The sequence below is a fragment of the Microtetraspora malaysiensis genome (assembly GCF_001528665.1).
In the GTDB taxonomy this organism is placed as follows: domain Bacteria; phylum Actinomycetota; class Actinomycetes; order Streptosporangiales; family Streptosporangiaceae; genus Microtetraspora_A; species Microtetraspora_A malaysiensis.
The window spans coordinates 241,638-264,861 of sequence record NZ_BBYJ01000008.1 but is presented as its reverse complement, the minus strand read 5'-3'; the positions used below and the strand labels follow the sequence as shown (position 1 = coordinate 264,861).

Genomic DNA, 23,224 nt, shown 5'->3' with positions numbered 1-23,224 from the left:
CCCGGCCGCGCGGGCTCTCAGCCGGCGGAGACAGCGGCGACCATGTCGTCCAGCGGCGTCGCCCGGCCGCGCTCGTAGGCCCGCGAGAACTCCTCGGGCCCGAGCGCGGCCTGCGCGGCGGCGGTGATGCGGCCGTGGTCGAAGGCGACCACCTCGTCCACGCCACGCATCGCCGCGGCGGACCCGAGCAGGCGGGCGGCCAGCTCCGGGTCGCCGTCGAGGAGCGCCAGCCCCGCCCTGCCGATCAGCACACGTCCGATGACCGGACCGTCTTCTGCGGTGATGGCCGCCTCCATGGCCGCGGCGTGCATCCGGCGCGAGCGGGCCGCGTCGCCCTCCTGCTCCGCGAGCAGGCCGAGGGACGCGTGCACCAGCGCGCGGAACTGCGGCGGCTGGACCGCCGGCCCGTCGATCTGCCGCACCGTCTCGGCGTAGTGCCTCCGGGCGAGGTCGAGTTCGCCGTCCTCCCGGGCGAACTCCCCTCTGACGAGCCCCAGGCCCGCCAGGCTGACCACGTCGTCCCCCGCGGCGCAGATGCGCTCCGCCTCGTCGAGCACCAGGTGCGCCCCCGCGCGATCTCCGGTCGCGTTGAGGGCCGTCGCCAGCTGGCTCCGCATGTACGGGGTGTCGTTGGAGGCGCCGATCTCGTCGACGAGCGCGATGGCCTCGCGCATGATCGGGATCGCTCCGGCGTTGTCCCCGCGGATGGCCTTGACCTCGGCCAGCGCAGACAACGAGTTGGCGACGCCCCAGCGGTCACCCGTCAGACGGAATCCCGCAAGCGCGGCCGCCACGTCGGCCTCCCCCTGGGGGACCCGGCCGCTGTTGAAGTGCAGATGCCCCCGGAACAGGTGCGCGACGGCGACCAGCCACGGGTCCGGCGCGGCCAACAGCTCGGCGAGGTGGGCGTCCACGGTGTCAATGTGGCGGAGGAAGAGGCTCAGCACCGGCCGCGCCAGCGCGACGATCGGGTGCAGGGGGCTGGGCGCGAGCAGTTCGACCAGCGAGCCGACGCCTTCGAGAGCCTCCCGCGCGCGCTCCCAGTCGGCGGAGCCGCCCAGCGCGGTCACGCCGTAGACCGCGAGCAGCAGCGCCCGCTTGGCCGGCTCGACGTCCTCGGGGACGATCCGGAGCACTTCGGCGGTCCGCGCCTCGCCCTCCGCCCGGCGACCGGCCAGCCACCAGTACCAGCCGAGCGCGCCGACCAGCCGGATCGCCAGGTCGGCCTCGCCCTCGTCGACCGCCCAGCGCAGCGCGGCCGACAGGTTGTCCTGTTCGGCCGTCAGCCGGGCCAGCCACCCGACCTGGTCCGGCCCGCGCAGCCGCGAGTCGGCCGTCTCGGCCAGCTCGGTGAAGAACTCCGCGTGCGCCAGCCGCACCCGCCGCTCCTCGCCCGACTCGGCGAGCCGCTCGGCGGCGTACGCTCTGATCGTCTCCAGCATGTGATAGCCGCCGTCGTCGTAGACGACGAGGGACTTGTCCACCAGGCGCCCGAGCAGGTCGACGGTCCAGCCCGACCCGCCCGGCCCCGCGCAGACGCGCTCGGCGCTCTCCAGGGTCGCCCCGCCCGCGAAGACCGACAGCCGCGCGGCGAGCCGCCGCTCGTCCTCGTCCAGCGGCTCCCAGCTCCACTCGACCACGCCACGCAGCGTCTGGTGCCTCGGCAGCGCCGTACGGCTCCCGCTGGTGAGGAGGCGGAACCGGTCGTCGAGGCGATCGGCGATCTGCCCGGCGGAGAGGGCGCGCAGCCGGGCCGCGGCCAGCTCGATCGCGAGGGGCATCCCGTCCAGCTCCCGGCAGATGCGCTCGACCGCCGGGCGCTCCCCGTCCACCGCGTATCCCGGCCTGGCGGCCGTGGCGCGGTCGGTGAACAGCCGTACCGCGGGGTCGAGGTCGAGCGGGCGCACCAGCCACAGCATCTCGCCGGTGATGCCGAGCGGCTCCCGGCTGGTGGCGAGGACGCGGATGTCCGGGCAGGCGGCCAGCAGCCGGTCCACCAGCACCGCGGCGGGCTCGATCAGGTGCTCGCAGTTGTCCAGGACGATCAGCGCCCGGCGGCCCGCGAGGAGGACGGCCAGCCGCTCGGTGGGGTCGGCCTCGCCGTGCGGCCCGGCGCCCGGCCGCCTGGTCATCAGACTCGCGTCCCTCAGGCCGAGCGAGGTGAGCATCGTCTGCGCGATCTCGTCGGGGTCGCGCAGCGACGCCAGCTCGACCAGCCAGGCGCCGTCCGGCACTTCGGAGGAGAGCTGCTCGGCGGTCTCGACGGCGAGGCGTGTCTTGCCCGCCCCTCCGGGACCGAAGAGGGTCACCAGCCGGTGCGCGTCCAGGAGGCCGCCCACACGCTCGACGTCCGTCTCGCGTCCGACGAAGCTCGTCAGCCTGGCCCGCAGGTTGCCCTTGGCCGCGGCCGGCGCGGAGCGGGGACGCGCGTCGGCGACCGGCGGGATGACGGGCGACTCCGGGATGACGGCCGGTTCCAGAGCGTTCGGCGACTCCGGCGCGGCCGGGGACTCTGGGACAGCGGCCGGCGACTCTGGGACGGCGGTGACGCGCGCTTCGAGAGCGACCGGCCGCTCCTCCCCCGCGACGGCCGGGGCGGATCCGTTGTGCGGGAGGGGCTCGCGGCGGAGTACGGCGAGGTGCAGTTCGGCGAGCCGGGGCGAGGGATCGGCTCCGAGCAGGTCGGCGAAAACGGCCCGGGCGTCCTCGTAGGCGGCGAGCGCCTCGACCTGGCGTCCGGAGGCGTAGAGGGCCCGCATGAACTGGCCGCGCAGCCGTTCGCGCAGCGGGTGCGCGGTGATGAAGGCGCGCAGCTCCGGCAGCACCTCGCCGTGCCGTCCGAGGGCGAGGTCGGCGTCGATCCGGTCCTCGGTCGCGGCGATCCGCAGGTCGTCGAGCCGCGCGGCCTCCGGCGCTCCGTCGGGCAGGTCGGGAAGCGCGGGGCCGCGCCAGAGCGCGAGCGCGTCCCGCAGGGTGCGTGCGGCGCTGGGGGCGTCACCGGCGGCCAGCGCCCGGCCGCCCTCCCCGCACAGCCGGGTGAACACGTGGACGTCGACCAGCTCGGGCGAGACGGCCAGCCGATATCCGGACGGGTGGGCGGCCACCAGCTCGCGGTCGATCGCGGCGCGGAGCCGGGAGACCAGGGCTTGGAGCGCGTTGCCGACACCGCTCGGGGGGCTGTTCTCCCACACCCTCGCGACGAGCGCGTCGACCGGGACGGCCCGGCCGGCGTCGAGCAGCAGCGCCGTCAGCAGGGCCCGCAGTCGCTGCCCGCCGATCTCGATCAGCCGGCCGTCCTGCCGGACCTCAAGAGGGCCGAGGACGGAGAATCTTAGGCCTGTGTCCCGTTCCGTCCCCACCATGCCTCGATTATCCGTCTCTTCGGGAGCCGGTGGGCGATCAGATCGCGGGCCCGCTCCCCGTACGGCACTGGGACGACAGGCGCGGCCGCCGTACCGGCGGTGACCACGGCCGAGGCCCCCCTTCCCGCCCCTGCCGGGACGACGGGGCCGCGGGCTCGGGAAGCACCCGTGGAGCCGGCCGAGGGAACGGATCGGCGCGATCCGGTCAGCGCACCGTCCAGATCCGCGTAGCATCATCGGGCATGGGGTCGCCGAACATGTCAGGACGCGCGCGGCGTGCCGTCGCCATCGCGGCGGTCGCGCTCACCGCATCAGGCTGCGGGATCCTGGGCGGTGGTTCGCCCAGGAACCTCGACGTGATCAGCGTGTCCAGTCCGCGTTTCCGCGACGGCGCCCCCCTGCCGCACGGCTACTCCTGCGACGGAGGGATGGGCAACCCGCCTCTCCGCTGGTCGGGTACGTCGGGCGCCAAGTCGGTGGCCCTGGTGGTCGACGACAACGGCCCTCGGAGCGAAGCGGAGGTGCACTGGGTGGTCTTCAACATCGACCCCAACACCACCGAGCTGGCTGAGAACGGCGTCCCCCGAGGCTCGAGAGAGGGCAAGACGACGACCGGGAAAGTCGGATACGTGCCTCCGTGCGCCCCCAACGGGAACTACCGTTTCACTGTGTACGCCTTGGACGCGAAGCTCGATCTCCAGCAGGGCGCCCCCCTCGCGGAGACCCTGGAGCACATCGCCGGCCACACCATCGCCCGCGGCCGTCTCACTGCCTCGAACATCGAGTGACATGCCGAACACCGCAGGTAGCAGCACCTCGCCAATCTTCGCCAAGGGTGTGACAACGGTCATCGTGGTCGAGCAGAATCGGATCCAATTGCTGAGCGCAGGTGAACAAAGGGGGCAGGTCGCGTCGATGGCCGCGCGACCTCACCGGCGCCGCTGGCAGGCCATGGCCTTGAGGGTGGTGCTATGATCGCGGTCATTTCCGGCCTCGTCGCCGTCGTGCTCTTGGTGCTGGTGGTCGTGGCCATGGGCATGCGGTCGATGAGCCGCAGGGAGAGCGCGCTCCCGCCCGAGCGGTTGAAGGCGATGGCCGAGAACAAGGGTCCCAAGCCGCGGCGTCCCGCCGAGGAGACCTTCTTCGAGAGCTTCCCCAAGGGTTTCGACGCGTTCGAGGAGCCGCAGAGCGCCAAGCAGCAGCGTGCCGCCCGCCCGGCGCCCCGCCCCGGCGGCCGGCAGGCCTCGCGCCCGGGGGCGCAGCGCGGCAAACAGCCCGCGGCCGCCCGCGGCCGGCGCGGCGTGGACGAGTGGGGCGAGCAGGACGACTACGACGACGACTACTGGACCCGGGTCCGCTCCGACGAGGGCGGCTTCGACGGCGCCGGGGGCGCGCAGCCGGACCCGTCCCGCCCCGTCGCCGCCTCGGCCGACCCCCGGGCCGTGCCCCCGCAGTCCCCGCAGGCCCCGCGGCACTCCGGACTGGCCGACCTGGTCGAGCCTCTGCGCGCCACCCCCGCCTCCGCGCTCGCCGACCAGAAGACGATGACTTTCTCCACCGCGGGCACCGACGCGCTGGGCGCGCTCGGCACCCCGGCCCCGGCCGGGCGCCCCGACCCGCTGCTCGACCGCGGCGCCCCGCCGCCCACCGGCTCGCCGTCCGGCGGAACGCCGAACGGCCCCTTCTCCGCCCCGCCGGCCGACCCGCTGAACAGCCCACGCGGCAGCGGCTCCTTCGAGGCCGTACGCGGCAGCGGCTCCTTTGAGGCCGTACGCAACACGCCGCCCGCCACCGGCCCGTTCGACAACGTGATCCCGGAAACCGGGATGTTCGAGGCGATCCGCGACACTGGCCCCGCCCCCACCAGCCCCGCCGCCCCGGCGACCGGCCCGTTCGACAACGTGATCCCCGAGACCGGGATGTTCGAGGCGATCCGCGACACCGGCCCCGCCCCCACCAGCCCCGCGACCGGCCCCTTCGACACCGCCGTCCCCCAGACCGGGATGTTCGAGCGGCCGGCGTCCTACGACGTGCCTCCGGCGGACCCGTACAGCTCGACGGGGCGCTTCACCTCCGACACCGGCCCCTCCTACGCGGTGCCCTCGTCCCCGCCCGCCGAGGAGCCCTCCTGGGGACAGCCGGCGGCTCCGCCCGCCACGCCCGCCTGGCCGGGAGTGCGCGACGTGCTGGACGACCCGGAACCGCCGCACGGCTACCAGCCCACCCAGTACGGCGGTTACGACTCCTACTCCGCCGACCGCGCGTCCTACCCCTCCACCCCGTCCCCGAGCTCGTACGAGGTGAGCGCGGGCTGGGCGACGATCGACGACTCCGACACCATGAACGGCCCCACCGCCTCCGCCGGCTCGCCCCCCGCGACCCCGGCCACGCCGTACGAGCAGGGCGACTACTACGGCCAGGGCCAGCAGCCGGGGCACGCGGCCACACCGGAGCCGCCCGCGTGGCCGGAGCAGAAGCCCGCGTCCGGGAGCTGGCCCGGCTACGACGAGCTGTACGGCACGACCCCCGAGCCGACCGGGCGCCGCGGCAGCCACCGCAGCCCCGAGACCGACTATCCCGACTATTACCGCTGACTTTCCTCCCGCTTGCCTGACCTGCGCGTGATCCCTGTTTTAGGGTCGCGTCATGACGGAGAGCGGCTATACGAACACGGAAAGTGGCTGGCGGTCCGTGCTCCGGCACGACGTACCCGCCTCCCTGGTGGTCTTCCTCGTCGCGGTGCCCCTCTCCCTCGGGATATCCGTCGCGTCAGGCGCCCCGATCGCCGCCGGTCTGGTGGCCGCGGTCGTCGGGGGCATCGTCGCGGGCGCGATGGGCGGATCCGTGGTCCAGGTCAGCGGCCCGGCCGCCGGGCTCTCGCTGGTCGTCGCCGACCTCGTGCAGACGTACGGGTGGCGCGCCACGTGCATGATCACGTTGCTGGCGGGGTTGCTGCAGCTCCTGCTCGGCCTCGTCAAGGTGGCACGGGCGGCCCTGGCGGTGTCCCCCGCGGTCGTCCACGGGATGCTCGCCGGGGTGGGCGTCGCGATCGCGCTCTCGCAGCTCCACATCGTCCTCGGCGGGCAGCCGCAGAAGTCGGCGGTCGAGAACCTCCTGGAGCTGCCCTCGCAGATCGTGAACAACCACGGCCACGCCGTCCTGGTCGGCGTCATCACGATCGCCGTCCTGCTGGTGTGGAACCGGCTGCCGCGCCTGCGCGCGGTGCCCGCCCCGCTCGCGGCCCTGCTGATCGGAGCGGCCCCGGCGGCCGCGCTCGGCTGGGACGTCACCCGGGTGGACCTGACCGGCGGGTTCTCCTCCCTGGAGGGTCCCGTCTTCCCGTCGGGGGACTGGCACGCCATCATGTCGTCGGTGCTGCTGGTCGCGCTGCTCGCCGCGGTCGAGTCGCTGCTCACCTGTGTCGCCTCCGACCGCATGCACAGCGGGCCACGCGCCGACCTCGACCGGGAACTGACCGCGCAGGGCGCGGCGAACCTCATCTCGGGCGCGCTCGGCGGCCTGCCCGTCTCCGGCGTGGTCGTACGGACGACCGCCAACGCGCGGGCGGGCGCGCGCAGCCGCTGGTCGACGGTGCTGCACGGCATGTGGGTGCTGATCTTCACCCTGGCCTTCGGATGGGCGATCACGCTGATCCCGATGGAGGCGCTCGCCGCGCTGCTGCTCTTCATCGGCATCCAGATGGTGAACGTCGGCCACGTGCGCAACCTGCGCGGCCACGGCGAGATGCCGGTCTACTTCGTCACCATGGGCGGCGTGGTGCTGGTCGGGCTCGCCGAGGGCGTCCTGGTGGGGCTCGGCCTGGCCGCGCTGCTCTCGCTCCGCCGGCTCACCTGGCTCTCGGTCCAGGTGCGGCCCGACGGCGACCGATGGCGCCTCGTGGTGACCGGTTCGCTCACCTTCCTCGGCGTGCCGAGGCTGACCGAAGCGCTGCGGGCCATCCCGGCGGGGGCGGCCGTCGAACTCGACCTGCACGTCGACTTCATGGACAACGCCGCCTTCGAGGCGCTGCACCACTGGCGGCTGGAACACGAGCGCGCCGGCGGCACGATCGACATCGACGAGCTGCACGACGAGTGGTACTCCGCCGCCGTGCGCGGCACCCGGATGTTCCCCGCCAAGAGCCCGTTCCGGCACGACCGGTGGTGGCTGCCGTGGGCGTACCGGAGTCCCGGGCCGCGTCCCGGGGAGATCCTCCCGATGTCCGAGCCCGCCCCGGCCGTCGTCTCCCCGGCGAACGGGGGCGAAGCCGTACCGGATCTGCTGAAGGGGGCCCAGGAGTTCCAGCGGCGCACCGCCCCGCTGGTGCGGCCTTTGCTGACCCGGCTGGCGCGCGGGCAGGCGCCCTCCCACCTGTTCATCACGTGCGCCGACTCGCGGATCGTGCCGAACATCATCACCGCGAGCGGCCCCGGCGACCTGTTCACGTTGCGCAACATCGGGAACCTCGTCCCCCGCCACCGGGCCGCGCCGCACGACGACTCCGTCATGGCCTCGATCGAGTACGCCGTGGGGGTCCTCGGGGTACGGAAGATCACCGTCTGCGGGCACTCCGGCTGCGGCGCGATGGTGGCTCTGCTCGGTGAGATCCCGCCGGCACCGGCCGAGTTCGACACCGGCTTCCCCGCCCTGCGTGGATGGCTGCGCCACGGACGGCACACGCTGGCCCGGTTCGTGGCGACGGAGAGCACGGAGGACGACGCGGGCCCGCTGGACCGGCTCTGCCGCCTGAACGTGATCCAGCAACTGGAGAACGTACGTTCCCACCCGCGCCTGGACGCCCTGGTCCGGTCGGGGACGCTGGAGCTGTCCGGGCTGTACTTCGACATCGGCGCGGCCAGCGTCCACGTGCTGCACGAGGAGGGCTTCACGCCCGTGCCGACGCTCCGTACGGGCTGATCCCGCCGTCGCCCGCGACCCCGTTCACCCCGAGCGCACTTGTCCGCCCACCGTGAAACCGGGGAGACAGCCGTGGTGGGCGCGGCGAAAGATGGCGGCATGAAAATCTTGGTCATCGGTGGTTCGGTGTTCCTCGGCCGGGCGATCGTCGCGGAGGCGCTCCGCCAGGGACACGAGGTCACGACGTTCAACCGCGGCAGGAGCGCGCCGGACGCACCCGAGGTCGAGGCCGTGCACGGGGACCGCGAGGTGCCCGCCGACCTGGACCGCCTCGTCGAGGGACGCCAGTGGGACGCCGTCATCGACGTCTGCGGCTACACCCCGCGCGTCGTCCTCGACTCGGTGCGCAGGCTGTCGGGCCATGCCGGCCACTACACGTTCATCTCCAGCATCTCCGCGTTCCCCGGCTTCCCGACCGTGCCCGGGCTGGACGAGGACGCGCCACGCTACGAGTGCCCGGCGGACGCGGACAGTGACTTCGGCGACTACGGCGTGCTCAAGGCCGGCTGCGAACGCGCGGTCGAGGAGCACTTCGACGGCGAGACGCTGATCATCGATCCGGGCCTCATTCTCGGGCCGTACGAGAACGTCGGGCGGCTGCCGTGGTGGCTCACCCGGATCGCCAAGGGAGGGCGGGTGCTCGCGCCGGGCGACCCGGACCGGGCCATGCAGCTCATCGACGCCCGCGACATCGCCGCCTTCGCGGTGGACCAGGCGGCCAAGGGCACGACCGGCCGCTTCCTCACCTCCGGTGTACCTGGCAACACGACGTACGGCGACTGGCTGCGCGACTGCGTCAAGGTCACCGGCTCCGATGCCGAGCTGGTCTGGGTCGACGACGCCGTCCTGCGGGAGCACGACGTCCAGATGTGGGTCGAGCTGCCGTTGTGGGCGTGGGAGGGCCCGGACACGGTGGGGGTCTGGCTGCCGTCCTCGGCCAAGGCGCTCGCCGCCGGGCTCACCTGCCGTCCCGTCAGTGAGACGGTGCGGGACACCTGGGAGTGGCTGAAGGACATTCCGGAGGACCAGCGCAGGTTCGGGAAGCACGGCATCGACCCGGAGAAGGAGGCCCGCATTCTCGCGGTCTGGGACGCCCGCTCCTGATCGGACCCCGATCACGGAGTGGATTCCCCCATGGCTCCAGGCACCTCTAGGCTGGCGGCCATGTCGGATCTGCCACAACTCGCCGCCTTTCTCATCGTGTTCGTCGTCCTCCTGGGCGGGGGCTTCGCGACTACCACGCGGCGGAAGGGGCGGAAGCAGCAGAGCCGGAGTCAGCAGAGCCGCCCCACCGGCCCCCGCAGGTCCCCGTCCGGACCGCGTGGCGGCCGGCCGGGCGGCGGGGGACGGCCGCCGGGCCGCGGGGGTGCCGTTCCCGCGCCCGGGTCCCGGACCGGCACGCCGTCCACCCGGCGAGGCGAGCCCACGCGCGGGCGGCCGCACGGAGCGGACGCGGGCGCGGCGCAGCACCCCGGCGAGATCTGGTGGGCGGACGTGCCGTTCGAGGACGGGCCCGGCTCCAAGGTGCGGCCGTGCGTCGTCCTGAGGACGCATCAGGATGGCGCGGAGGTACTGAAGATCACCAGCCAGGACCAGCGGCATCGCAGCGACCACATCGAGATCCCGACCCGCGCCTGGGACCCCGACGCCGACCACAACAGCTTCCTCGACCTCAGCGACCCGATCCGGGTCACCACGTCCGCCTTCCAGGACCGCGCCGGGGAGCTGGACCACGCGATCTGGCGTCACGTGTGCTCGCTGCACGGGATCACCCGATAACCGCCGGCCGCCGAACCCCATCTCACGATCGGCGTCCGTTCTCCGGGCGTACCGTCGGCCGTCGGACCGCCCCGGCCCGACGTGGCCCGCCCCACGCTGGTCATCGGCCTGCCGCTGCTGCTCACCCTGACACCGCGTGAGCGGGCGGGCATGCTGGCCGTCGCGTTCTCCGAGGACGTCGGCGGCGATCCCGCGCGCGGCCTGCTGGCGCGGTCCGCGCTCCTCACCGCCGGCGAGTGGCGGCATGCCCTGCTGAGCGCGCGCGTCGAACGGTACCGACCGACCGGCGACGCCGTCATAGATAACGTCTGGTTCCCCGGGGAACGGATAGGCTCCCAGCTCATCGGCAAGATCACCGGAGCGGTGCTGGGCTGGCCGCTGTTCCTCGCCGAGTTCGCGCTGACGCGGCTCCTGGCGGGGCAGTCGCAGGTTGCCCGTTACTACGCCGACCAGGTGGCCGCACGCGCCGTGTCGACCCCCGCCGTCCGCCGCTACCTGGACGCCCTCACTATGGCCGACGGCCGCCTCACCCCCATGCTGTCGGCGGCCCGGCGCGGGGCGTCGATCGACGAGATCCGCCGTGCCGTACCGCAGTCCGGGGACATCGATCGCGAGGCGGTGATCGCCCGGCGGGAGGCCTCCTCGGCACGGCGAACCTGGCGGGATCTGGCGCCGCCCCTCGCGCTGCGAGCCGCTCTCCTGGAAGAAGGCGACGCGCAGGAGGGCTCCACCGGGATCGACGAGGCCGAGTCGGACCGGATTGACGCCGAGCTGTCCCATCACCTCGCCCGCACCGTCCGTACGCTGTCTCAGAGCAGCACTTGACCGAACGGATCCCGGCTCCGGGAATCCGATCGTTCGCAACATGCGCGGGGCGGAAACTGGAGCGGGCCGGAAACGCCACCCGTCAGACGAGACGGGTCCGCTTCGGCCGGTGGTGAACGTCTCCCCTTCTTGAATAACGAGGCGGCTATCGTCCACGTATGGACATTACCGATCACTTCGCCACCATTGGGGGAATCCGGCTGGCCTACCGGGCGTGTGGTCCGCGCGACGCCCCGCCGCTCGTGCTCGTGCACGCGCTGGGTGAGTGCGCCGCCGATTGGGACGTCGTCATCCCCGCTTTCGCCGGCAGGTGGCGGGTGTACGCGCTCGACCTGCGCGGCCACGGAGAAAGCGGCCGGCCCGGCGACTACTCGCTGGAGTTGATGCGCGCCGACGTGCTCGGCTTCCTGGACGCGCTCGCGCTCGACCGGGTGGATCTGATCGGGCACTCCCTGGGAGGTCTCGTCGCCTACCTGCTGGCCGGGGATCATCCGGAACGGGTGAGCCGACTGGTCCTGGAGGACGTCCCGGCGCCGCTCCCCCGCGAGCGCGTCGTCCCCACTCGGCCGGACGGCGACCTGCCGTACGACTGGGAGATGGTGCTGGCCGTCAGGAAACAGATCGACGACCCCGACCCCGCCTGGATGGACCGGCTCGGCCGGATCACCGCGCCGGTCCTCGTCATCGCGGGCGGCCCCGCGAGCCACATACCGCAGGAACGGGTCGCCGAGCTGGCCCGGCGCATCCCGGACAGCCGAACGATGACCATCCCGGCCGGGCACCTCGTCCACGCCGCCGAGCCGCACGCGTTCTCGGAGGCGGTCCTGACATTCTTCGAGCAGGCGAAACCGCTCCCGTCGCCGTCCCGCTGACCCGGCGCGCCGAACCCGGTGCGTACAGCGGGCCGCACGGCACCCGGCACCCGCGGTCTTCACGGCGGACGTTACCCTTCCAAATGAAGGACCCTTCCCAGCGAAGGAGGGGCGATGGCACGGCAGAGGGCAGCGCTGGTCACGGGGAGCTCCCGCGGCATCGGAGCGGCGATCGCCATACGGCTGGCCGCCGGCGGCGATCGCGTGCTGATCAACTACCGCACCAACCGGGAGGCCGCCGGCACGGTCGTCTCCCGGATCACCACGGGCGGCGGGCAGGCCGTCGCGGTGCAGGCCGACGTCGCCGATACGGACCAGCTGCGGAGCCTGTTCGACGCCGCCGAGGAGCACTTCGGCCGGCTGGATGTCCTGGTCAGCAACGCCGGCATCTGGCGCGCCGCGCCGATCGGGCAGGCCACCGACGAGGACTTCGACACCGTGTTCGCCACCAACACCCGCGCGACCTTCCTGGCGTTGCGCGAAGCGGCGAACAGGTTGACCGACGGCGGGCGGATCATCGTCATCTCCAGCGGCGCGACCGTGCGGCCCGGCCCCGGAGGAGGGATCTACGCGGCGAGCAAGGCGGCCGGGGAACAACTGGTCCGCTCCGCGGCGCGTGAACTGGCCCCGCGGCAGATCACCGTCAACAGCGTGCTGCCCGGTGCCACCCGCACCGACATGCTGGCCGGGAGCGAAGAGGAGTTCGCGGCCCGGACCGCGCTGGGCCGTCTCGGCGAGCCGGACGACATCGCCGACGTGGTCGCTTTCCTCGCCTCCGACGCCGCCCGGTGGATCACCGGGCAGGCCATCCTCGCGGACGGCGGCCTTCTCTGAGGCTCAGCGACTACCTCACTCGGTCGAAACGCAGCCGGTACTTCCCGGTCTTCGGCATCAGCGGCGGACCGGGCGGACCGGTCGATATCCGCGTGACACGCATGATCGACACATGTAACCTGCCCTCCTTGTGAGCCGACTTGTTGAGACCATCGCCCCTACGCGACTCGGCGCCGGTTACCGTCGGCTGCTGGCGTCGTCGTGGGCAACCAACCTCGGCGACGGCATCGCGATCGCTGCCGGTCCCTTGCTGGTGGCATCACTGACCGACAACCCCTTCCTGATCTCGCTCGCCGCTCTGCTGCGCTGGACGCCACCGCTCGTGTTCGGCCTCTATGCCGGTGCCCTCTCCGACCGTCTCGATCGCCGCATGATCATGGTCGTCGCGAACCTGGCCCGCACCGTGATAGTGGGCGTCCTGGTCATCACGCTGCTCACTGACACTCTCTCCATTACCGGGGCGCTGCTGGCCCTAAGCCTGCTCGCCACCGCCGAGGTCTTCGCCGACAACACCGCGGCGACGGTCCTGCCGATGCTTGTCGCCCGCGACGACCTCGCGCTCGCCAATTCCCGATTGCAGGCCGGCTTCATCACTCTCAATCAGTTGGTCGGCCCGTCAATCGGGGCAGCCCTTTTCGCGGCAGGCACGACTTGGCCATTCCTGGCTCAGGCCGTCCTTGTCGCCCTGGGCGTGATCTTTGTGTCACGCATCGCGCTGCCCGCACACGGTCGCGCCACCGGCAGCGCAGGCAACCTCTGGCAGGACATAGCAGAAGGCTTCCGCTGGACACTGCGCCACGCGGCCGTGCGAACCCTCGTCCTGACCATCCTGATCTTCAACATCACCTTCGGAGCGGCCTGGGCGGTCCTCGTCCTTTACGCCAGCAAGCGGCTTGGCATGGGCCCCGTCGGGTTCGGCCTGCTCACCACCGTCTCGGCCGTCGGTGGCCTCCTCGGGACCGCCCTGTACGGGTGGATCACCCAGCGGGTGAGCCTGGGCAACATCATGCGCATCGGGCTCGTGATCGAAACGCTCACCCACCTCGCCCTGGCCATGACGACGTCCCCGTGGCTGGCTTCCGCGATCTTTTTCGTCTTCGGCGCCCACGCGTTCATCTGGGGCACCACATCCATCACGGTCAGGCAACGAGCCGTCCCCTCCGAGCTTCAGGGGCGCGTGGGGAGCGTCAACATGATTGCGACTTACGGTGGCCTCGTCGCGGGCTCAGCCATCGGCGGCACGCTCGCCGAGCATCATGGCGTAACGGCGCCCTTCTGGTTCGCCTTCGTGGGATCAGCGGCCTTCGTCGTCCTGCTGTGGCGTGAACTGACCCGAATAGCCCACGCAGACGAGCAGCCAGAGGTAGTGGCCGCCTGACCCCGATTGAGCTCCGACAAGACCGCGCGACTTCCAGGCCACCCGTCACTCGAACTGCCGGAGACCCACAGGGTCGCCGAGACGATGGACACATACATCCACCTGTTCCCGGACGATGAAGACCTCGGCAGAGGTACGACCGAAACCCTGATCGCTGCGGCGCTGGCGATGCCGTCGTTTGTCAATCCTTTCCGCGGCCGCGTACCCCTAATGTGCCTCCGGGCCTCTCCTAGAACGACCTTGACCAGTCGGGACTGGTGACGAAGGATCATTGCTATGACGCTTCCCCGGCGACCAGCCCGGCGCTCTCCGCGCGCGCTGGTGAAGCTGGTCGTGGTGACTCTCCTGCTGGGTGCCGCAATCGGAGCAGGCGTTTTCTTGGCGCTGGCACTGCTGTGGGATGCGCTGTGGGGCGATGGGCCGATGTTCCTCCCGGGCTAGCCGTAGACGGTTCGCTCGTTTCACCGGGGATGATGCCCCAACCCCTGACTTTCTGCTTGCGAACGGAAGCCGGTCACGACACAGACGTCCCGGCGTCCTGCTCAAGAGGCAGGTGGGGACCGGTGCGTGTGGTCACGAGAAGGCGGTGTTGCCACTCCACTGCTGTACAACTATCTCTCAGTCACATCTGTAGCCATTGTCATCCCAACAGGAATCGTCCGCCGTGACCTCGACTGTCATACCCGGCTCTCGCCCCGCGGCGATCAGCACTCCTATGATCCGTCGGCCTACCTGCTTGCGTAGATCAGAGTCGACTGCGCCGCCGGCCGACCATCCCGCCTTTTGAAATCTCTTCCAAACGTCCTGCTCGCCCAGCTTGGGAGCCAACCGGACTTTCAACCAGGCTCCGTTGTTCGCTGAATCGCAACCGTTGAACTCGTCGATGGAGAGGACCTGATCCGCGGGGAGCACGGCGCTGATGGCGTGGCGGAACAGCGCGTTCTCTCGATTGGCGCGGTCAAGACAAAGCTTGGCTTCGTTATCGACGCCTTCGCTCATGCAGCCGTTTATTCCGGCCAGCAGAAACACGACCCCCGCCAGCACAGAAAGTATCCTCACCGGCACAGGCCTCCAAAATCACGTCTGCGTCCTCCGCGATCCGATAGTGGGCGTTCCCGTCACCCGCTGATCGGAGTGATCGAGCCAGCAGCCGTCCCGACTGGTAGCCGGGGGTCGCCCGGGGGGACCTCACCCCCGGGCTCCCACAGAACCGTGCGTGACAGTCTCCGTCATACAGCTCTTGTCCTTCGCCAGGGATATCGGCGATGGCCGGTTGGCCTGCTCATTGACCTCGCTGAGCGAACTCCTCGGGGGTCGTGCCACCCGGGAAGCGGGTGACGAAGTCCAGGACGCCGACCCATGTCGGCCGGACGGCGATGCGCACCATTCTGACGCCGGGCCGGTCAACCGCGGCGATGTTCGCCGCTGCTTGTTCCTCGCCGCCATAGCGGCGCTGGGCGGCTGCGTATTCTTCGACGATGCCCTCGACGTCGGTGACTTCGGCTTTGCCTCGGATGAGGAGGACTGAGGGTGGAGTGGTGGCCGCGTCGATCGTGATGGCGATGTCGGGTCGGACCCGTAGCGCGTTGACCTTGGAGCCTCCGAACGTGGAGAGCACGACCTCGCTTCCGTTCCAGTGGAACAGCATGGGGAACACCCGTGGCGTTCCGTCCTTGGCCACGTAGGCGACGCGGGCCAGCTCGGTGGAGTGGAGCAGCCGTTGGGCCACGTCGGTTTCCAGCAGGCGGACATCGCCCTGAGGCAAGGCCATCGGGCCGTCGAGGCGCGTCATCGGGCGAGGACCGTGTCGAGGTTGTCCAGGCACAGGCCCCAGCCCTCGCGGAGCTCCGCTGCCGCGTGTTGATCGGGCAGACCGCTGTGGGTGAGGACCACGCGGGTGACGCCGTCCCGCTCGCTGATTTCCAGGTCGCACCGCGATCCGGTGCCTGCCTCGCCCTCTTCGCCGTGCCAGATCCAGCCCAGACGCGAGGGGCGTTCCACGACCGTGTACGTAGCGGTTCCGGTGTACTCGACGCCCTCGGTGTCGCGCATCACGACGCGCAGGTGTCCGCCGACTCGGAGGTCGACCTGGGCCTCGGCTGTGTCCCAGTCGGGGCCGGCGTGCCACCACTTCCTGATTACTTCGGGGTTGGTCCAGGCGTCGAACACGACGTCTGCGGGTGCCCGATAGGTGCGTTCGATGCGGACGGCGGTCGGCATGGCTGTGTCGGTCACGTTGGTCTGCTCCTTGTTGGCAAGGTGTTCCTCGACGGTGTCGAACATGCGCTCCCAGAGGGCGCGCTGGCGGTCGACCCAGCTGACGGTGTCGATGAGGGCCGCCGGGTTCAACGCCAGCCGGTGGGTGCGGCCGACGACGTGGCGGACGATGATGCCGGCTTCTTCGAGGATCTTCAGGTGCTTGGTGATCGTCGGTTTGGAGACGCCCAGGTCTGAGGTCACTTCGCCGACCGTCGCGGGGCCGTTGCCCAGACGTTCGATCATCCTGCGCCGGATCGGGTGGGCCACGGCCCGGAACGGATCGTTCACCATATGGCTAACAGTACACCATTTGGCTAACCATGATCAGTGCGCCTATTCGGCATCGTCGAGATCGACCCGCGGCGGCCGCCTCTGGCCTGTCGCCACGGCTAGGGTGCATTCCGCGATCTTCAGGGCCGGTTTGATGTCGATCATCCATGTGGATGAGGACCGCCCGAAGCGCCATGGCCAGCCTGATCGACGGGGAATGATCACGCGGCTGGGTGCCGGAGGCGCCGCTGGCAGGCAAACCTAGAAGTGTCAGTTCTCTCGGGCATCATTGCCGCATGATCAACGACGATTTGGTGTTCGAAGCGGTGCGCGCACGGGTGGAGACAGGTGACTACCTTGATGAGAGAGCCGGGCTGCCAGGTGTCGACACCGAGGGGGGTGGAGCATTCAAGTACGCCCCCGACGGTCGGCTACAGCGGTTGTACTGGCGCGGCACCCCTGAATACCGTGCCGCCCAAGCCGCTGGCCGGTTCGTGCCGCTACCCCCTTTGCTGCCGGCCTCGGTTGAAGCGGTGAACGAGTGCGAAGTGCTCCTCGGACACCCACTGCCACCCCTGTTGCGCCGCTGCTATCTCGAACTGGGTGACGGAGGCTTCGGCCCTGCCCATGGTCTCGAACCCCTGCGAAGCATCCTCAGCGACTATCGAATGCAACAGCAGAACTGGCCCGAACCATGGAAGCCAAAGGCCAAGGCCCTGCTGCCGGTGTGCCACTGGGGGTGTGGAATTGCCTCTTACGTCAACTGCGGCGACCCGAGTGCCGGGATGTGGGCGATCGACCCTAACCCCGCCCCGAGTGACAACTTCCATGTGTCACTGTTTCCCCAGCCTCTGAGTTTCACCGAGTGGCTGCATCGTTGGACCGAAGGCACTCTCCACCAGCCGTGGCTCGTCCAGGATGAAAAGACCGGAGAATGGCGGGCAGCGACTGATACCGAGACTGGCGCTGCGACGGAGTCCATCTAACTGTAGATCTGGGCAGAGGTGCAGTCGAAATCATGATCGCCGCGGCGCAGGCGGAACAGCGGGACCTGACCTGATCATAGACGCAGGTCAGAGACGTAGCGGCGGACGAGTCGGCCTGTAGGCCGGGTTCTGTGGCCGGCTTTCGCCGACCGGCGGCCATCCATCTAGGACCGCCGTTGCCGGCGGCCTCAAGCGGTCTACCCGCGCGGCTCGGGCGGGCAGCCCTCAAACGTCGCGCGCGGGACGCTCCTCGCGGAGCGTCCCTTCTTGACCTTGCTCCAGGTGGGGTTTACCGAGCCGCCCACGTCACCGTGGGCGCTGGTGGTCTCTTACACCACCCTTTCACCCTTACCCCCGCGAAGGGGGCGGTCTGCTCTCTGTGGCACTGTCCCGCGGGTCACCCCGGGTCGGTATTACCGACCACCTCGCCCTGTGGAGCCCGGACCTTCCTCGGCGGGACCCTGCGCGAACGCGGGACCCCGACGCGGCCGCCCGGCCGGCTCGTCCGCCGTGCGTCCAAGCCTAACGGCCTCCCAAGCACTGTCCAACTCGACGGCAAACGCGCGGGATGCCCGGCAGCGCGTACGGCTCAGCCCAGGTGGGCGGTGTCGTTGAGCGCTCGTACGACGGCGGGGCCGTCGGCGTAGTAGTCGATGGCCGACAGGCACGCCACGTCGAGGTGCATCCGGTAGAGGGATTCCGGAGGGGCCATGAGCGCGAAGCGGAGCAGCAGCTTGATGGGTGTGACGTGCGAGACGACGAGCACGGTCTTGCCCTCGTGCTCGGCGACGATCCGCTCCCTGACGTGCTCGACCCGTCGTCCCGCCTCCGTGAAGCTCTCGCCTCCGGGTGGGGCGACCGAGGGGTCGCCGAGCCACGCGGTCAGCTCGGCCGGCCAGTCCCGCTGGATCTCGGTGAACGTGTGCCCTTCCCAGGCGCCGAAATCGGCCTCTCTGAGATCCCGCTCGACCCGGACCGGCACGCCGGTACGCGCCGCGACCGCCTCGGCCGTCTGCCGGGCCCGCGTGAGCGGGGAGCTGACGATCACGTCGATCGCGTACGGCTCGCGCGCGAGGCGGAGCGCGGCGGCCTCGGCCTGGGCGAGACCGCGGGAAGTGAGCGAGGGGTCCCCCACCCCGGAGAAGCGCTTCTCCACCGACAGCGGCGTCTCGCCGTGCCGGAGCAGCAGGAACGATGTGGCGACCCGGGTGGGGCGGGCCATCCAACCGGTGCCCTCGCCACGCTCCCGCCGTACGGCCGCGGAGGCGACGGACGGCCCGGGAGCCGGGGCGGTGGGCGCCGCGAGGGAGGCGGCGGGCTCGGGCGCGCTCTCCACCTCGAAGGCCGGCTCAGGCGCGGCGGCCTCGTAGGCGACCCGGGCGGAAGGCTCGGGCTCGGCGGCGGGACGGACGAGCTCGGCCAGGGGCGCCGCGACGCCGGTGGACTCCCACTTCAGGCCTTTGGCGGCGGCGTCCATGGCCTCGTTGGCGAGGCGGTCGGCGTGCTTGTTCCGTTCGCGCGGGATCCACGTCCAGGTGACGCGGAGCCGCCGGGCGATGCCGCCCGCTTCGAGCGCGAGCGGCCGCAGGCCCTCATTCTTGATCTTCCAGCGGCCGGCCATCTGCTCGATGACGAGCTTGGAATCCATCCGCACCTCGATGGAGGCGCCCTCGCCGCCGAGGGCCAGCGCGGACGAGAGCCCCGCGATCAGGCCGCGGTACTCGGCGACGTTGTTGGTCGCGGTGCCGATCGCCTCGGCGGTCTCGGCGAGCACCTGGCCGTCGGCGTCCTTCACCACGGCGCCGTATCCCGCCGGGCCCGGGTTGCCCCGGGATCCGCCGTCGGCCTCGACGACGAACCTCACAGGCCGGACTCCGCGGTACGGACCAGGATCCGGCGGCACTCCTCACAGCGGAGCACCTCGTCGTGGGCCGCCGCCCGGATGCGGTTGAGTTCGGCGATGGACAGGGTGGTCCGGCAGCCGAGGCAGCGCCCGCCGTGCAGCATGGCCGCGCCGACCCCGAACTGCTCGCGCAGCTTGCCGTACAGCGCCAGCAGGTCGTCGGGGATGCCGGAGGCGATCGCGGGACGGCGGTCCTGCAGCTCGGCCGCCTCCTTGTCGATCTCGGCGAAGGCGGCGTCGCGCCGCTCTTCGGCGGCGGCCAGCGTGGCGGCGGCCTCGTCGCGCCGCACCTTGAGGTCGGCGACCTGGGCGTCGGCGGCCTCGCGGCGCTCCATGATCTCCAACACGACCTCTTCGAGGTCGCCCTGGCGGCGGTCCAGCGAGGCGATCTCCGACTGGAGGCTCGCCAGGTCCTTGGGCGAGGTCACCTGACCGGAGTCGAGGCGCTTCTGGTCGCGGTCGATCCGAACCCGGACCGCCTCGACGTCGGCCTCGGCCTTGGCCTGCTCCCTGGCGAGGTCGCCGGCCTCGGTCTCGGCGGCGATGGCCTGGGTGGCGGCACGGGCGAGGCTCTTGGAGAGCTCCTCGATCTCGGCGAGCTCGGGCAGGGTGCGGCGGCGGTGCCGGAACCGGTCAAGACCCGCGTCGAGCTCCGCCAGGTCGAGCAGACGCTTCTGTGCTTCGGGTGCGGCCTTCATCGCAGATCCTCAAGGTGCTCGCGGGGGCGATTACGGTGTCGTCGACGTCCACGCGTCGGTGACGATGCGGGAGACGCGCGCCTCAACATTAATGCCCCTCGCCGCCAGGGCGGACGTCAGACGCTCGGCGGCGTCGGCCAGCCACGGCCACTCGGTCGCCCAGTGGGAGGCGTCGATCAGGGCCGGTCCTCCCTCGGACTCCACGAACTCGCTCGCCGGGTGATGGCGCAGGTCGGCGGTGAGGAACACGTCGGCTCCCGAGGCGCGGGCCGCCCCAAGCAGGGAGTCGCCCGCGCCCCCACTGACCGCGACGGTGGCCACCGGGCGCTCGGGGTCGCCCGCCACCCGCAGCGGCCCCGCCGTACGGGGCAGGCCGGAGGCGGCGCGCCCGGCGAACTCGCGCAGCGGGACCGGGGCCGTCAGCGTCCCGATCCGGCCGAGGCCGCGGCGCGGGTCGTCGGCGGAGGGTTGCAGCGGGCGCAGTTCCCCGGACAGGCCGACGGCGCGGGCCAGCGCGTCGGAGACCCCGGGATCGGCGACGTCGGCGTTGGTGTGCGCGGTGTAGAGGGCGACGTCGTTCCTGATCAGCCGGTGGATCGCGCGGCCCTTGAACGTGGTGGCCGCGACGCTGGTCGTGCCCCGAAGGTAGAGAGGGTGGTGCGTTATGATCAAGTCCGCACCGTATTCGAGCGCCTCGTCCACGACGACCGCGACGGGATCGACAGCGAAGAGGATCTTCCTCACCGGCTGGGTGGGATCACCGCACACCAGCCCGACCGCGTCCCAGGACTCCGCCCAGGCGGGGTCGTACAGCGTCTCCATCTCGGCAACGACATCCGCAAGCACAGGCGCAGACTACCGCCGGCGGCGTCTCCCCGAGATCACGGCGGTCTCCGGCCGATCTCGGGACGGCGGAACGGAAGCGGTGAGTGTAACGTCCGAGAGACACCATCTAGAAGGGACTCCAGGATGCCGGCTCGGGATCTGCACAGGGACGCTGTCGTCGCCGACACCCACAACGACCTGCTCATGGCCGTCTCGGCCCGGCCGCCGCACCAGTGGGCCTCCTTCTTCCGGCAGCAGTGGCTGCCGCAACTCGTCGAGGGCGGCGTGGACGTGCAGGTCCTCCCGGTGTTCATCGACAGCGAGTTCCGTCCCGAGGGGTCGCTCCGCCAGACGCTGCGCATGATCGAGTGCGCGCACGTGCTGGCCGAGGGCAACCCCGACTCCGTACGGCTCTGCTACGACGGCGACCAGATCGACGAGGCGCTCGCGCTCGGCCGGATCGCCCTGGTCCTGGCCATGGAGAGCATGCCCGGCATCGACGACAGCGTCGAGCTCATCCCGACCGTGCACCGGCTCGGCGTGCGGGTCGCGTCGATCGCCCACTGGGGGCGTACTCCCCTGGCCGACGGCAGCGGCGAGGACGCCACCGGGTCGCGGCTCACCGAGGCGGGCGTCGAGGCCGTCCAGGAGATGGAGCGGCTCGGCATGATCTTCGACGTGTCGCATCTCGGGGCGTCCGGGGTGGCGCACGTCCTGGAGATCGCGACCCGGCCGGTCATGGCCACGCACTCCTCGGCCCGCGCGCTGCGCGACCACCACCGCAACCTCACCGACGAGCAGCTTCGCGGGGTCGCCGCGACCGGTGGCGTGATCTGCGTCAACTTCCTCGCCGCCTTCCTCGCGGAGGACGCGCGTTCGGTCACGATCGATCACCTGGTGGACCACATCGAGCACATCGCGGGCGTCGCGGGCATCGACCACGTGGGGCTCGGCCCTGACTTCATCCGCGAGGTGTACCGGGACCTCACCCCGCCCTGCTGCGAGGGGAGCAGCAGCGGGCTCGACACGGACGCCGCCATCCCCGGCCTGGACGGGCCGCGCGGCATGCCCCTGGTCACCGAGGGACTGCTCAAGCGCGGCTTCTCCGAGGACGAGATCGTCAAGGTTCTCGGCGACAACGTGATGCGCCTGTTCCGATCGGAGCTGGGACGCGGCCGGTGAACCCGGAGGCCATGCTGGCCGACCTGGAGGAGCTCGTCCTGTGCGAGTCGTACTCCTCCGACCACGCGGCGGTGGAGCACAGCGCCAAGGCCGTGGCGGCGCAGGGGACGCGCCTCCTGGGCGCGGAGCCCGAGACGATCGTGATCGACGGCGTCACCCACCTGAAGTGGACGTTCGGCACGCCCCGGGTGCTGCTCCTCGGCCACCACGACACCGTGTGGCCGATCGGCTCGCTGCGCGCGCATCCGTGGTCGGTGGTCGACGGGGTGGCGCGCGGGCCGGGGGTCTTCGACATGAAGGCGGGACTCGTGCAGCTCTTCCACGCCCTGGCCTCCCTGCCGTCCCTCGATGGGGTGTGCGTGCTGGTCGTGGGCGACGAGGAGCTGGGGTCCCCGACGTCCCGGCCGCTCATCGAGTCGGTCGCGGCGGGCTGCGCGGCGGCGTTCGTCCTGGAGGCGAGCGCCGGCGGCGGCGCGCTCAAGACGGCGCGCAAGGGCGTCTCCCGCTACGAGCTGCTCGTGTACGGCAGGGCCGCCCACGCCGGCCTCGAACCCGAGCGCGGCGCCAACGCCGGGGTCGAGCTGGCGCACCAGATCCTGGCGATCACCGAGATCGCGCACCGGGTGGAGTCCTCGTCCGAGGCGGGCATGGTGTCGGTCACACCCACGCTGCTCTCGTCCGGGACGAGCACGAACACCGTCCCGGCGACCGGCCGGGTGGCGATCGACGTCCGGGTGCCGGACCTCGCGGCGCAGCGGCGGGTGGACGAGCTCATGCGCGCGCTCACGCCGCGGCTCCCGGACACCCGGTTGGAGCTGCACGGCGGCCCCAACCGCCCGCCCCTCGACCCCGCGTCGTCGGCCGCGCTGTTCGCCCGTGCCGTACGGCTCGCGGACGATCTCGGAATGGGGCCGCTGCGCGGCGCCGCCGTCGGGGGCGCCTCCGACGGCAACTTCACCGCCGGCGTCGGCTGCCCCACTCTGGACGGCCTGGGCGCGGTCGGCGGCGGCGCGCACGCCGCGGACGAGCACGTGATCGTCGCGGAGATGCCGGTACGCGCGCGGCTCGTCGCGGCCCTGGTCGGCTCGATGCTCGCGGAGACCGCCGCGTGAGCCGGGAAGGCGCCGTGAGCGA

The 23,224-nt window shown here is 71.4% G+C and carries 19 protein-coding genes and 1 other RNA gene; 12 read left to right on the top strand and 8 right to left on the bottom strand.

Annotated elements, in window-relative coordinates:
* Window positions 1-17: 17 nt before the first annotated feature.
* On the bottom strand, window positions 18-3,362 hold the full coding sequence (locus AWQ71_RS11440; RefSeq protein WP_067131109.1) for an AfsR/SARP family transcriptional regulator: 3,345 nt from the start codon (window positions 3,360-3,362) through the stop codon (window positions 18-20).
* 257 nt (window positions 3,363-3,619) lie between these two features.
* On the opposite strand from AWQ71_RS11440, the gene AWQ71_RS11435 reads away from it, so the two are divergent.
* The 9 genes from AWQ71_RS11435 to AWQ71_RS11390 all read left to right on the top strand — a co-directional run bounded on the left by AWQ71_RS11435 (window position 3,620) and on the right by AWQ71_RS11390 (window position 13,967).
* Window positions 3,620-4,150 carry a YbhB/YbcL family Raf kinase inhibitor-like protein gene (locus AWQ71_RS11435; protein WP_245658218.1) on the top strand — a complete coding sequence of 177 codons (531 nt, stop codon included), beginning with the start codon at window positions 3,620-3,622 and terminating at the stop codon, window positions 4,148-4,150.
* A 183-nt stretch (window positions 4,151-4,333) separates the two neighbouring features.
* The gene (locus AWQ71_RS44350; RefSeq protein ID WP_067131100.1) at window positions 4,334-5,956 is read left to right on the top strand and encodes a hypothetical protein; all 1,623 of its coding nucleotides are present in this window, start codon (window positions 4,334-4,336) and stop codon (window positions 5,954-5,956) included.
* Window positions 5,957-6,008: 52 nt separating this feature from the next.
* The gene (locus AWQ71_RS11420; RefSeq protein ID WP_067131097.1) at window positions 6,009-8,279 is read left to right on the top strand and encodes a SulP family inorganic anion transporter; all 2,271 of its coding nucleotides are present in this window, start codon (window positions 6,009-6,011) and stop codon (window positions 8,277-8,279) included.
* Window positions 8,280-8,378: 99 nt separating this feature from the next.
* Entirely contained in the window at window positions 8,379-9,383 is a 1,005-nt protein-coding gene (locus AWQ71_RS11415; RefSeq protein WP_067131094.1) for an NAD-dependent epimerase/dehydratase family protein, read from the top strand.
* A 60-nt stretch (window positions 9,384-9,443) separates the two neighbouring features.
* Window positions 9,444-10,058: a type II toxin-antitoxin system PemK/MazF family toxin gene (locus AWQ71_RS40055; RefSeq protein ID WP_084258783.1), complete on the top strand. Its 615-nt coding sequence runs from the start codon at window positions 9,444-9,446 to the stop codon at window positions 10,056-10,058.
* 81 nt (window positions 10,059-10,139) lie between these two features.
* A complete protein-coding gene (locus AWQ71_RS11405) occupies window positions 10,140-10,883 on the top strand; it encodes a hypothetical protein (RefSeq protein ID WP_067131088.1) in 744 nt (247 codons plus the stop codon).
* A gap of 158 nt (window positions 10,884-11,041) precedes the next feature.
* Entirely contained in the window at window positions 11,042-11,755 is a 714-nt protein-coding gene (locus tag AWQ71_RS11400; RefSeq protein WP_067131083.1) for an alpha/beta fold hydrolase, read from the top strand.
* Between the two features lie 114 nt (window positions 11,756-11,869).
* Window positions 11,870-12,589 carry a glucose 1-dehydrogenase gene (locus tag AWQ71_RS11395; protein ID WP_067131080.1) on the top strand — a complete coding sequence of 240 codons (720 nt, stop codon included), beginning with the start codon at window positions 11,870-11,872 and terminating at the stop codon, window positions 12,587-12,589.
* Between the two features lie 130 nt (window positions 12,590-12,719).
* Window positions 12,720-13,967, top strand: a complete 1,248-nt coding sequence (locus AWQ71_RS11390; RefSeq protein ID WP_067131077.1) for an MFS transporter — start codon at window positions 12,720-12,722, stop codon at window positions 13,965-13,967.
* A 618-nt stretch (window positions 13,968-14,585) separates the two neighbouring features.
* Here AWQ71_RS11390 and AWQ71_RS41530 read toward each other — a convergent pair.
* The 3 genes from AWQ71_RS41530 to AWQ71_RS11380 form a co-directional block, all read right to left on the bottom strand.
* On the bottom strand, window positions 14,586-15,011 hold the full coding sequence (locus tag AWQ71_RS41530; protein WP_157570296.1) for a hypothetical protein: 426 nt from the start codon (window positions 15,009-15,011) through the stop codon (window positions 14,586-14,588).
* Window positions 15,012-15,249: 238 nt separating this feature from the next.
* Window positions 15,250-15,759 carry a pyridoxamine 5'-phosphate oxidase family protein gene (locus AWQ71_RS11385; RefSeq protein ID WP_067131074.1) on the bottom strand — a complete coding sequence of 170 codons (510 nt, stop codon included), beginning with the start codon at window positions 15,757-15,759 and terminating at the stop codon, window positions 15,250-15,252.
* The gene (locus AWQ71_RS11380; RefSeq protein WP_067131071.1) at window positions 15,756-16,517 is read right to left on the bottom strand and encodes a metalloregulator ArsR/SmtB family transcription factor; all 762 of its coding nucleotides are present in this window, start codon (window positions 16,515-16,517) and stop codon (window positions 15,756-15,758) included. The genes AWQ71_RS11385 and AWQ71_RS11380 overlap by 4 nt, the downstream gene beginning before the upstream one ends.
* A gap of 275 nt (window positions 16,518-16,792) precedes the next feature.
* On the opposite strand from AWQ71_RS11380, the gene AWQ71_RS41525 reads away from it, so the two are divergent.
* A complete protein-coding gene (locus tag AWQ71_RS41525; protein WP_157570295.1) occupies window positions 16,793-17,482 on the top strand; it encodes a hypothetical protein in 690 nt (229 codons plus the stop codon).
* A 102-nt stretch (window positions 17,483-17,584) separates the two neighbouring features.
* Here the strand turns inward: AWQ71_RS41525 and rnpB are convergent.
* The 4 genes from rnpB to AWQ71_RS11355 all read right to left on the bottom strand — a co-directional run bounded on the left by rnpB (window position 17,585) and on the right by AWQ71_RS11355 (window position 20,929).
* Window positions 17,585-17,986: RNase P RNA component class A (rnpB, locus tag AWQ71_RS11370), an RNA gene on the bottom strand.
* An 85-nt stretch (window positions 17,987-18,071) separates the two neighbouring features.
* A complete protein-coding gene (locus tag AWQ71_RS11365; protein ID WP_067131064.1) occupies window positions 18,072-19,346 on the bottom strand; it encodes a bifunctional RNase H/acid phosphatase in 1,275 nt (424 codons plus the stop codon).
* On the bottom strand, window positions 19,343-20,083 hold the full coding sequence (locus AWQ71_RS11360; protein WP_067131061.1) for a zinc ribbon domain-containing protein: 741 nt from the start codon (window positions 20,081-20,083) through the stop codon (window positions 19,343-19,345). Before AWQ71_RS11360 ends, AWQ71_RS11365 begins: the two co-directional genes overlap by 4 nt.
* 30 nt (window positions 20,084-20,113) lie before the next feature.
* On the bottom strand, window positions 20,114-20,929 hold the full coding sequence (locus tag AWQ71_RS11355; RefSeq protein ID WP_281195998.1) for a Nif3-like dinuclear metal center hexameric protein: 816 nt from the start codon (window positions 20,927-20,929) through the stop codon (window positions 20,114-20,116).
* Between the two features lie 123 nt (window positions 20,930-21,052).
* Between AWQ71_RS11355 and AWQ71_RS11350 the strand changes: the two genes are divergently transcribed.
* Both AWQ71_RS11350 and AWQ71_RS11345 read left to right on the top strand, forming a co-directional pair.
* Window positions 21,053-22,090, top strand: coding sequence for a dipeptidase (locus tag AWQ71_RS11350; RefSeq protein ID WP_067131055.1), 1,038 nt, complete (start codon window positions 21,053-21,055; stop codon window positions 22,088-22,090).
* Window positions 22,087-23,202, top strand: coding sequence for a M20/M25/M40 family metallo-hydrolase (locus AWQ71_RS11345; protein ID WP_245658217.1), 1,116 nt, complete (start codon window positions 22,087-22,089; stop codon window positions 23,200-23,202). Before AWQ71_RS11350 ends, AWQ71_RS11345 begins: the two co-directional genes overlap by 4 nt.
* Window positions 23,203-23,224: the final 22 nt, after the last annotated feature.